Source organism: Thermomicrobium sp. (assembly GCF_053493975.1).
The window spans coordinates 1-9,964 of record NZ_JBRBZA010000080.1; the positions used below are offsets into that span (position 1 = coordinate 1).

10 protein-coding genes are annotated in these 9,964 nt (G+C 69.1%); 7 read left to right on the forward strand and 3 right to left on the reverse strand.

What is annotated here, in order from left to right; genetic code table 11:
• The first annotated feature begins 65 nt into the window (after positions 1–65).
• The 4 genes from ACWIVK_RS12485 to ACWIVK_RS12500 are packed head-to-tail and all read left to right on the forward strand — an operon-like array spanning position 66 to position 3,855.
• Entirely contained in the window at positions 66–959 is an 894-nt protein-coding gene (locus ACWIVK_RS12485) for an HAD family hydrolase (RefSeq protein WP_448577072.1), read from the forward strand.
• 45 nt (positions 960–1,004) lie between these two features.
• Positions 1,005–2,786 (forward strand): glycosyl hydrolase, encoded by a 1,782-nt coding sequence (locus ACWIVK_RS12490; RefSeq protein ID WP_448577063.1) that lies wholly within the window; start codon positions 1,005–1,007, stop codon positions 2,784–2,786.
• A 20-nt stretch (positions 2,787–2,806) separates the two neighbouring features.
• Positions 2,807–3,364 carry a VOC family protein gene (locus tag ACWIVK_RS12495; protein ID WP_448577064.1) on the forward strand — a complete coding sequence of 186 codons (558 nt, stop codon included), beginning with the start codon at positions 2,807–2,809 and terminating at the stop codon, positions 3,362–3,364.
• A gap of 23 nt (positions 3,365–3,387) precedes the next feature.
• The gene (locus tag ACWIVK_RS12500) at positions 3,388–3,855 is read left to right on the forward strand and encodes a DinB family protein (RefSeq protein ID WP_448577065.1); all 468 of its coding nucleotides are present in this window, start codon (positions 3,388–3,390) and stop codon (positions 3,853–3,855) included.
• Here ACWIVK_RS12500 and ACWIVK_RS12505 read toward each other — a convergent pair.
• Positions 3,822–4,637, reverse strand: coding sequence for an LLM class flavin-dependent oxidoreductase (locus tag ACWIVK_RS12505; RefSeq protein ID WP_448577066.1), 816 nt, complete (start codon positions 4,635–4,637; stop codon positions 3,822–3,824). The genes ACWIVK_RS12500 and ACWIVK_RS12505 overlap by 34 nt on opposite strands.
• Positions 4,638–4,810: 173 nt before the next feature.
• Between ACWIVK_RS12505 and ACWIVK_RS12510 the strand changes: the two genes are divergently transcribed.
• Entirely contained in the window at positions 4,811–6,217 is a 1,407-nt protein-coding gene (locus ACWIVK_RS12510) for an NAD(P)/FAD-dependent oxidoreductase (RefSeq protein ID WP_448577068.1), read from the forward strand.
• Here the strand turns inward: ACWIVK_RS12510 and ACWIVK_RS12515 are convergent.
• Together ACWIVK_RS12515 and ACWIVK_RS12520 are read right to left on the reverse strand one after the other, a co-directional pair.
• Positions 6,200–6,526 carry a redoxin domain-containing protein gene (locus ACWIVK_RS12515; protein WP_448577073.1) on the reverse strand — a complete coding sequence of 109 codons (327 nt, stop codon included), beginning with the start codon at positions 6,524–6,526 and terminating at the stop codon, positions 6,200–6,202. The genes ACWIVK_RS12510 and ACWIVK_RS12515 overlap by 18 nt on opposite strands.
• A 9-nt stretch (positions 6,527–6,535) precedes the next feature.
• Positions 6,536–6,673 carry a hypothetical protein gene (locus ACWIVK_RS12520; protein ID WP_448577069.1) on the reverse strand — a complete coding sequence of 46 codons (138 nt, stop codon included), beginning with the start codon at positions 6,671–6,673 and terminating at the stop codon, positions 6,536–6,538.
• A 75-nt stretch (positions 6,674–6,748) separates the two neighbouring features.
• Between ACWIVK_RS12520 and cysS the strand changes: the two genes are divergently transcribed.
• Together cysS and ACWIVK_RS12530 are read left to right on the forward strand one after the other, a co-directional pair.
• Complete coding sequence (cysS, locus tag ACWIVK_RS12525; RefSeq protein ID WP_448577070.1) at positions 6,749–7,972, forward strand: cysteine--tRNA ligase; 1,224 nt, start codon at positions 6,749–6,751, stop codon at positions 7,970–7,972.
• 332 nt (positions 7,973–8,304) lie between these two features.
• Positions 8,305–9,900, forward strand: a complete 1,596-nt coding sequence (locus tag ACWIVK_RS12530) for a hypothetical protein (RefSeq protein WP_448577071.1) — start codon at positions 8,305–8,307, stop codon at positions 9,898–9,900.
• The last annotated feature ends 64 nt before the right edge of the window (positions 9,901–9,964 follow it).

Consider the following 9,964-nt stretch of genomic DNA (forward strand, 5'->3'; position numbering starts at 1 on the left):
CCGACACGATCACCGGCCGCTCCTGTGGTATACCGAGATCGGAGAAGGGAGCGGCCGGAGGCAGCATGGAGACGCACCAGCCCTCACCGGTGACCGAACGCCTCTTCCGCCTGGTCGTCCTCGACATCGACGGGACGCTGCTCGACCCGAGCGACGTCGTCCGACCAGTGGTGCGGGCTGCCATCGCGGAGTGTCGTCAGCTCGGCATCCCGGTCGCCCTGGCGACCGGTCGCCGGCTCTGCGCGACCCGGCCGGTGCTAGCCGAACTCGGTCTGCCGCTCCCACTGGTCCTGGTGAACGGCGCGCTGGTCTGGGACGCCGAGCGCGAGGAGGCACTGGCCGAGCGACCGCTCGATCGGCACGCGCTGGCACGCGCCCTGGCCGAGGCCGAGCGCGAGGGGCTGGGAGCCCTCGCCCTGCGCGGGCTGGCCAGCGGGGAGCGGCTCGTCCTCGTCACCGACCCGCTACCGGCGCTCCCCGAGTTCGAGCAGGAGCTGTTGCCGCGCAGCGGCGCAGTCGACCAGCTGCCGGCTGCGGCCGTGACCCAGTTGCCCGATGTCCTGACGCTCGACCTCTTCGGGCCGGAGCGAGCCCTGCGGCGCGCCACGGCCCGCCTGGCCCGCGCCGGGCTGCCCATCTACCATCACGGCCCGTTCGAGTGGATCCCAGCCTTGCCACGCTGGGTAGCCAACGTGCATGCGCCGGGCGTGAGCAAAGCGAGCGGTGTGGAACTCTTGGCCCGTCGGATGGGACTCACGTTGAAGGACGTCCTCGCCGTGGGGGACGGCGAGAACGACCTCCCCCTCCTGCGCCGCGCTGGTCTGGGCGTAGCGATGGGGAACGCGCCGGACTACGTGCGGGCGCAGGCCGATGCGGTCGTGCGGGGACACGACGAAGACGGGGTCGCCGAGGCGCTGGAACGGTTCGTGCTCGAGCCCTGGCGGCGAGCCCTCGCCTAGCCAGCGGCGCTGCCGCCAGCCGAACGGGAAGGGAAGGGTGCAGCCGTGGTCGTTGGTCGCTGGCTGCGGCTTCTCCTGGTGTCGACATCGCTGCTCGCCGGTTCGGCCCTGCCGGTCCAGCCAGCCGCAGTCGCGCGCGATGCCGCGAGCTGGCCGGAGTTCTTCGGCATCGTCGGGCGCGATCCCTGGTACGAGTTCAACACCGATCCGGAACGGTATCCGCTCGAACTGAACCGGGCCTTCCTCGAGTCGATGATGGCCGAGATGGCAGCGCTCGGCGCACGGTGGGTGCGGATCGAGTTCCACGCCGAGTACGACCGCGCCCCAGGTCCCGGCTGGATCGATTGGGGCAAGCACGACTGGTACCTGTGGGAGCTCGCGCCCCGCTACGGGATGAAGGTGCTGGCGGTCCTCGGTTCGGGGATCTTGGCCGACGTCGATCCGACGTATGCCTTCTCGCGCATCGACGAGCCGCCCGACCTCGAGGGGAGGAACCGCTACACGCGGGCCTTCGTCGAGCGCACGGCCGAGATCGTCGGGCGCTACGGCGCGGCGCTCGCCGCGGTCGAGCTTTTGAACGAGCCCAATGCCAACGAACTCTTGTGGGAGGAGACCGGGGGGCGCGTCCACGCGGTCCGCCCCGAGATCTACGGGCGCCTCGCGGTCGACGTCTACGAGACGGTCAAACAGCAGAGCCCAGCCACGCGCGTCGTCGCCGGGAGCCTGCTTCTCGACCGGCATGCCGACGGTGACCGGCACCTGGCGTGGCTGGAGGCCGTGTACCGGAGTCCAGCGGTGCAGGACTACCGCAGCCGCACCGGTCGCTATCCCTGGGACGCGCTCTCCCTCCATCCCTACTTCCTACCGGATGCCGGGAGCGTGCTGGCAGCCGTGCGGGACCTGCGCGCGCTCCAACTCGCCTACGGCGATACGACGCCCATCTGGCTGACCGAGGTGGGACGGCCGGCCGATCCCCCGGCCTGGTCACCGGCCGGTGTGCTCCCGCCGACGGCGAGCGAACTCGCCCAGGCCGAGTTTCTGCGCCAGGTCTACACGCTCCTCTGGGAGCAGGCACCTGAGGTCGAGCGGGTCTTCTGGTTCAAGTTCGAAGACTTCGGCACCAGCCACGGCTATGCCAGCTGGGGGCTGGTCCGCTTGCTCGATTCGGGCATGGTCTATGGCCGCGAGGCCATCCCCTGGCCGCGCAAGCCGGCGTTCCTGGTCTACCAGCAGCTGGCCCGTCCCGAAGCGGTACCGACCAGCCCTGTCCCTCGCCCGGACGATCCGGCAGTGCGCTACTTCCCGGAGACGGGCCACACGCTGCGCGGCCCCTTCCGGCGCTACTGGGAGCAGAACGGCGGGCTGGCCGCTTTCGGCTACCCGCTGACCGAGCCGTTCTGGAGCGGCGGGCGACTCGTCCAGTTCTTCGAGAGGGCCCGCTTCGAGTACTGGCCGGAGTACCGAGGGACGCCGAGCGAGGTCCAACTCGCGCACCTCGGTCGATGGGCGCTCGGCGAGCGGGCGTTCCTCCCGGAACCGCCACCAGAGCGGCTCGGTCCGGACGAACGGTACTTCCCGGAGACCGGGTTCGTCGTGCGCGGCGCCTTTCTGCGATACTGGGAGCGGAACGGCGGGCTCGCCCGTTTCGGCTTGCCGATCAGCCCGGAGTTCCGCGAGTTGAATTCGGCCGACGGGAAGGAATATACCGTGCAGTATTTCGAGCGAGCGCGCTTCGAGTGGCATCCCGAAGCCAGCGGGACGCCGTACGAGGTCCAACTCGGCTTGCTCGGGACGCAGGCGCTCGCGACGCTCGGCTGGTACCGCTAGCTGCTGGGGAGGATCGTCATATGAGCGAGGTACGGAAACCGGTCCACGCGGAGCTGGTGCCGGCTCCACCGGGAAGCGGGCGCTTGCCGTTCGCGCTGCCGGACGCCGGCAGCGAGCCGCTCTTGCCTGCACCCCGCACGCTCCGCATCGAAGCGCTCCAGCACATCGCCATCCGGGTCGCCGATCTGCCAGCAGCGGAGCGGTTCTACCGCGAGTTCTTCGGTATGGAAGTCGTCTGGCGCGTGCGGCGAGCGGGTCAGGGCTGGGAATACCTGCCGGCCGACCTCGATTGGGACACCGCTTTCCGAACCGGCATCGTGCCGGAGTACGTCCTGCTCCGCAACGGGCCGCTCCAGCTCCTGCTCCAGTTCGCTGGTCGCGGCACGGTCTTCGTCGAACCTCGGCTCCTGCACTTGAGCCTGCGCGTCGCCCCCGAAACGCTCTTGGAACTCCGCGCCGAAGTGCTGGTCCGCGGCTACGCCGTCGCCGAGAGCGGGGAACACTCGTTCGTCTTCCGCGACCCGTTCGGCCTCACCTGGCACGTGACCGATCTGCCGGCCAGCGAGCCACCGCGCTGAGCCGGAGCACGAAGGAGCCGCCCATGCTCCACCCCTATCAGGAACTGATCGATCTCCTCGCCGAGACGCCGCGCCGGTTGACCGCCCTGCTCGAGCAGGCCGGATCCGATGGAGAAGGCCAACGCGCGCAGCTGGCGCGTATCGTGGCCCATCTGGCCGCGGTGGAAGCCCTGATGCGGGAGCGGATCCTGCGCATGGTCGCGCAGGACACCCCCTACTTCCGGACGGTCGACCTGAGTGCGCTGGCCGAAACGACGACCTCGCTGCGCGAGGCGCTCGACGAACTGGGCCACCAGCGTGGCGACACCCTGACCACGCTCATGACCCTCTCCCTCAAGGACTGGGAGCGTCCGGCCATTCACGAGCGGCTCGGCCAGGTCACGGTCGAAGACCTGGTCGAGCAACTGGTCGAGCACGACCGGCTCCATCTCGAGCAGATCGAACGGATCCTGGCCGGTCAGGAGGTGAGTTGGCCACCCGAGCCGAGTTGACGGCCGGGCGCCGCTGCCTCGACGAGCGCCAGCACCTCGTCCAGCCGGTCACCGGGCGTGATGGCGCGGACGACCGTCTCGTCCAGCACCGTCTCCCAGGGTGCCAGCGCGGCTGCCACCATCTCGGCTCGCTCGACGGCGACTGCAGTGGCGAGCGCCGATACGTCCATCCGCGCGAAATGCTCGCGGTACCCGGGGAAACGTTCGTAACGCGCCGCTTCCTCCCGCAAGCGAGGCAGGGCCGCGCTGCCCACGGCGACCCGGACGTACGCGTAGCGTCGGGGTAACGGCCGACCGGCTCGCTGCGCTCCCGCGGCGACCCACTGCGTCGCCCGCTCCACATGGTCCGGCGTGAGCCAGTTGAACAGCACGGCATCGGCCACCTCACCGGCCAGACGGCACATGCGGGGACCGAGCGCCGCGACCACGAGCTCGCAGGCCAACGCTGCCCGCAGCGCGAGTGCGCCGCTCCGCACCCGCTCCAGCGCACCGGGTCCTGTCCCCGAACCGATCCCCAGCCGGAGCCGGTCGAGCGGCAGGGTCAGCTCGCGCACCCGCTCGACGATCCGCTCCGGTGTCCACCGCGTCAGCGGCAGGACTCCCACGCCGAGCGCGATCCGGCTGGTCACGGCAGCCGCAGCGGACAGCGCCGCCAAGCCGTCACCGTCCGGCGTATCGTTCACCCAGAAGGTGCGATAGCCGAGCGCCTCGCAAGCGCTGGCTGCTCGACGGATGACGTCAGGCGAGACCGCGGCTGCCAATCCGAATCCGCGTGCTCCCACCGTCGCCTCCTCTCGTCCACGACCGCGGCTCGGTGCGCCGCCGCAATGCGGGCGAGCACGCCGTGCCGGGTCTTCCGTCACAGCATAGCCGCAAACGAGCCGTCCGGTGCGCTAGAATTCGAGGTTAGTCGAGCGGCAGCTGATCCTGCCGCGACACATGAGGTTGGGAAAACATGAGGCGACAACACGAACCGACCAGCCCCGCTCGCATCGTCATCGCTGGAGGCGGCTTCGCCGGCGTGACGGCTGCTCATCAGCTGCGTCACGCCGCTCGCACCGGCCACGTCGAGGTCGCGCTCGTCTCCCGCGAGAACGCCTTCGTCTTTTACCCACTGATGCCGGAGGTGATCGCTGGGGGCTTGCGCGTGGAAACGATCCTCACCTCGATCCGTCACGTCTTGCCGCACGCCCGCCTGTACGTCGGCGAGTTGACCGGTGTCGATCTCGAGCGGCAGACGGTGACCATTCAGCATGGGCTGTACCAGCACCACCAGCGCCCGCTCGAGTTGCCCTACGATCAGCTGGTGCTGGCACTGGGCGGCGTCCCGGCGACCTACGGCATACCTGGTCTGGACGACTACGCCTTCGATGTGCAGCGGCTGAGCAACGCCTTCGCGCTGCGCAACCATTTGATCGACCTCCTCGAGCAGGCCGATATCGAGCCCGATCTGGCCGAGCAACGTCGGCTCCTCACCGTCGTCGTGATCGGGGGTGGACCGACCGGTGTCGAGGTGGCCGCGGAGATCCGCAGCCTCTTCACCCACGCGCTCCCCTATTACCGTGCGATCCAGCCGGACACCGCGCGGATCGTCCTCGTCGAAGCCCTGCCGCGCCTGCTGACCGGCTTCCCGGATACCGTCGCGCACCGCGCCGCGCGTGAACTCCGGCAGCGCGGGATCGAAGTCCTGCTCGGCTGCAAGGTGATCCAGGTCGAGCCCGCCGCGGTAGTCCTCGACGACGGGACACGCCTCGAGTCGCGCACGATTGTCAGTGCGATCGGCGTGGAGCCGAACCCCATCGTCCGCAGCTTCGGCCTGCCTCTCGACCAGCGCGGTCGCATCGTGGTCGACGAGTACCTGCGGGTGACCGGTCATCCGAACGTCTGGGCCATCGGCGACAACGCGGCCGTCATCGATCCAGCGACCGGTCGCCCGTACGCCCCGACGGCCCAGCACGCGGTCCGGCAAGCCAAGCTCTTGGCCCGCAATCTGGTGGCCAGCCTGCGGGGCGAAACGCTCCAGCCGATGCGCTACCGCACGCGCGGCATGATGGTGACGCTGGGCGATCACGATGCCATCGCCTGGCTCGGCCGGGTGACGCTGACCGGATTCCTCGCCTGGTGGCTCTGGCGCACCTACGCGCTGCTCCAGATGCCGCGCTGGGACCGCCGCATCCGCCTGGCCATGGAATGGACGCTCGACCTCCTCTTCCCGCCCGAACTGGTCCAGCTCAAGGTGGGACAGCCGGCACCAGCGACTCGACGCTTGGTCGAGGCAGCGCTCCGCCGGCTGCGCGAGGGGCCGTGGCCAGAGGCCGCACCGACAGTCTCGACGACGGCCAGCTCAGTGCGCCGCTCGTGAGCGGAGCGCAGCCAGCGCGGCTTCGACATCGGGTAGCTGGCGAAGCGGTGCCCGATCGCGGTGGACGATCGTCCCGTCGCGATCGACGATGACGATCGCCCGGGCCGGCACGTCGCGGTAGCCCGCGAGTTCGTCGAGCCTCAGGTCGTAGGCGGCGATCACTTCGCGGCTCCAGTCGCTGAGGAACGGGAAGCCGATTCCCAGTTCGCGCGCCCAGGCTGCCTGCGCGAAATGGCTGTCACAGCTGACGCCATAGACCTCGGCTCCGAGCGCGCGGATCTCTTCGATCCTGTCCCACAACTGGGACAGCTCGTTCGCTCAGCCACTCGTGAAGGCGAAGTGGAAAAAGGCGAGGACAGCGACCCGCTCGGCGAGGATCTCGGACGACGACACGGGATGCCCGAGCGTGCTCGGCAAGCGGAACTCGGGAGCCCGTTCACCGACCTGACCAGCCATCGTACTCTCCCTTCCCGAATCGCGGAACGCCGACCTGGCACGCCGATGGTAGGATACGCGAAGCGAGCTGCCGGAATGCTGGAGGGAGCGAGCGAAGCCGTGCGATTGTTCAACTCGCTGACCGGGACGATCGAACCCTTCGCCCCACTCGACGGGCGCACCGTCCGCCTCTACGTCTGCGGCGTGACCCCCTACGACACGACCCACATGGGGCACGCTATGACGTATCTGGTCTTCGACATCCTGAACCGCATCTGCCAATATCAGGGCTGGCGCGTCAAGTATGTCCAGAACATCACCGATATCGACGACGACATCCTGCGCAAGGCTCGCCAGGTCGGTGAGCCCTGGGATCGGCTAGGCGACTACTACATCCGGCAGTTCCAGGAGGACCTGAACGCTCTCAACGTCCTCTTCCCGTCCGTCTTCCCCCGGGCGACCGAGGAGATCCCGCTCATGATCGAGATCATTCAAAAACTCCTCGAGCGCGGGGCAGCTTACGTGCGCGACGGCAACGTCTACTTCCGCGTCGCCAGTGACCCCGACTATGGACACCTCTGTCGCTGTAGCCGCGACGAGATGATCCGCCTTTCGGCCGAGCGGGGCGCCGATCCGCAGGATCCGCGAAAGGAAGACCCGCTCGATTTCGTTCTGTGGCAGGCCGCTCAGCCCGGCGAACCGACCTGGGACAGTCCGTGGGGGCCTGGTCGGCCCGGGTGGCACATCGAATGCAGTGCCATGGCCATGAAGTACCTGGGGCCACAGATCGACGTGCACGGCGGCGGCTCCGATCTCATCTATCCGCATCACGAGAGCGAAATCGCCCAATCGGAAAGTTACACCGGTACGAGCCCCTTCGCCCGTTTCTGGGTCCATGTGGCCATGGTCGAGTACCGAGGCGCCAAGATGTCCAAGTCGCTCGGCAATCTGGTCCTCGTGCGCGAGACACTGCGGCGGCACACTGGAGATGCTATCCGCCTCTATCTCCTCAGTCACCACTACCGGACACCGTTCGCCTACGAGGACGACGGTCCCGCTCGCTTCGAGCCGCTCGTCCGACGGCTGCGCGAGGCGGTCAGCATCACCGGCGGAAGCGGCAGCCCGCTCGATCTCGCCCCGCTGCGCGACCAGTTGGCCACTGCCCTCGCCGACGACCTGGATACGCCGCGCGCGATCCAGCTCCTGGCCGATGCCGCTGAACGCACGATCCGCGCGGCCCGCGAGGGCCAGGCCATCGAGCAGGCCCGCAAGCAGCTGCGCGAGATGGGCAGTCTCCTCGGGCTCACCGTGACCCGCTGACGCCACGCCGTCCGGTTCGCCGCACCCCGGGGGAACACGGTCAATCCCATCGCTGCTCGCGCGCTCGTTTTCTCTCCGCGTCGCGCTGGGAAGGCGACCGCACGCTGGCTCGCGCCCATCGCGCGGTGCGTCCCAGCCAGCGACCGCCCTCGCCGGCTCGCGCACGCCGCATCCGCTCCACGCCGGCCGAGCCGTCGGCGCGCCGCATGTGCCCCGCTGATCAGGCGCTCGCGCGATACCTCGTCCGGCTAGGTCGGTGAGCGGAGACACGAGCCGCTCCTCCCATCGACTCGGTATCATCCGACCGAGCCAGCGGAAGGACGGGACAGCGGATGTCCGGCAGTGACCGTCGGGGAACGCTCCCAGCGTGGCCTGTGCACCGTCGACGCGCGCTCGTTCGGCGCTCCCTGCTCAGCCTCCTCCTGCTCGCCCCGGTCACGTTGGCGCTCGCGCTCTACTTCCCCTCGCTCCGCTTCAGCTTCCTCTTGGACGACAGCTACGATCTGCTGCTAGCGCGGGAGACGCGCTACCAGGATCTCCTGCTCCGCCCGCTCCCCGGCTTCAGTTACTACCGCCCGCTGACCTTCGTGGTCTACAAGCTGGTGCACGATCTCGCCGGCGGACAGGATCCCTGGCCGTATCATGCCCTCGCGGTGCTCCTCCACGCCACGAACGTGCTCCTGCTCGGCTGGCTGGTTCAGCGCCTGGTGGGGCGCGGCGCGTCCGCACTCGCAGCGGCACTGTTCGCGAGCTTTCCCTTCGCCTATCAGGCCGTGCAGATCGTCTGCTCGTTACCGCATCTCCTGGTCACCAGCTGTCTCCTCGGAGCCCTGCTGGCTTGGCTCCGCGCCGGCGGGGAGACCACGCGGCGGTGGTCTTGGCGCGGGCTCGCCCTGCTCCTCGCGCTCGCTGCACCTGGCTTTCACGAGACCGGGGCATTGGCCGGCCTGCTGTCGCTCGCCAGTATGCTGGCGTCCGAGGGCACCCGGCGGGCCTGGCGCGCGCTGACCCCCTGGCTGGCGTGCGCGTTGGTGGGGAACGGTGCTTACGTCGCAGTCTGGTTCTGGGGTTTCGCCAAGCCCGGCCCGCGTGCCGTGACCTGGTCGGACCGCCTCGAGAACGCCGTCTTCTGGCTCGAAGCGGCAGCCTACCCGGTGACGCGCCAGCTCACGGTCTTCTTCGATGCGGAGTGGTTGACCCGCCACGCCTGGAGTGCAGTTACCGTCTCCGCGCTCCTCGCGCTCGGCGCAGGGCTCTTCGTCCACGGGCTGGGTGGCCAGGCACGATCGGCCGCGGTGGTCCTGGCGCTCGGCTTCCTGTTGTTCTCACCAGCAGCGTACTTTCTCCCTTTTGCAGGATACGTCGAAGACAGCCCGCGCCTGCTCTATCCAGCGGGGCCAGCGATCGCCGCGTTCTGGGGATCGCTCCCGGCGGACGCCTGGCGGTGGCCGCGCGGCCGATCGATCGCCGTGGCGCTCAGCAGCCTGCTGGTCGCGCTGGCCCTCCTGCAGGGGGTGAGCTTCGTCGCCCGGCGGACCGAACTCGCCGAGCGGGCCAGCGCGGCGCAGGGGGCTGTCGTCGCCGCCGCACGAGTCGCGCCGGGATGGCCGCTCGTCGTCGTGAACGGCCCGGCCTGGCTCGCCTTGCACTGGTACGAGTATCCGATCGGTCACTTCGGCATGAACGCGCAACCGAGCTATCACGGCTACGATGCGCTGCTCCAGGTGCGCCTGGGCTGGCGAGTTCCGGTACGCTCATTGGCCGTCGAGCCGGCGACGCACCAGCGCGACTGGACCTTCGGCCCACATGGCCAACCGGGAACCCTGGCCGAGGTCGCCGCTGCGCGTCTCGCTGGCTGGCGCATCGTGTTCCTGGTCGCCGGCGAGCGCGGATTCAGCCCAACCGCTTCGGCAACGTCTGCGAGATGATCGAGAAGAAACGGCATTGTTTCGGTGATCCTCGCCGACTCCACGGCGAACCATGACCTATGGG

Bases quoted from the DNA above. Each gene is read 5' to 3' on its own strand.
- ACWIVK_RS12485 (WP_448577072.1), top strand. From the start codon at position 66: ATGGAGACGCACCAGCCCTCACCGGTGACCGAACGCCTCTTCCGCCTG.
- ACWIVK_RS12495 (WP_448577064.1), top strand. From the start codon at position 2,807: ATGAGCGAGGTACGGAAACCGGTCCACGCGGAGCTGGTGCCGGCTCCA.
- ACWIVK_RS12500 (WP_448577065.1), top strand. From the start codon at position 3,388: ATGCTCCACCCCTATCAGGAACTGATCGATCTCCTCGCCGAGACGCCG.
- ACWIVK_RS12510 (WP_448577068.1), top strand. From the start codon at position 4,811: ATGAGGCGACAACACGAACCGACCAGCCCCGCTCGCATCGTCATCGCT.
- ACWIVK_RS12520 (WP_448577069.1), bottom strand. From the start codon at position 6,673: ATGGCTGGTCAGGTCGGTGAACGGGCTCCCGAGTTCCGCTTGCCGAGC.
- cysS (WP_448577070.1), top strand. From the start codon at position 6,749: ATGCTGGAGGGAGCGAGCGAAGCCGTGCGATTGTTCAACTCGCTGACC.
- ACWIVK_RS12530 (WP_448577071.1), top strand. From the start codon at position 8,305: ATGTCCGGCAGTGACCGTCGGGGAACGCTCCCAGCGTGGCCTGTGCAC.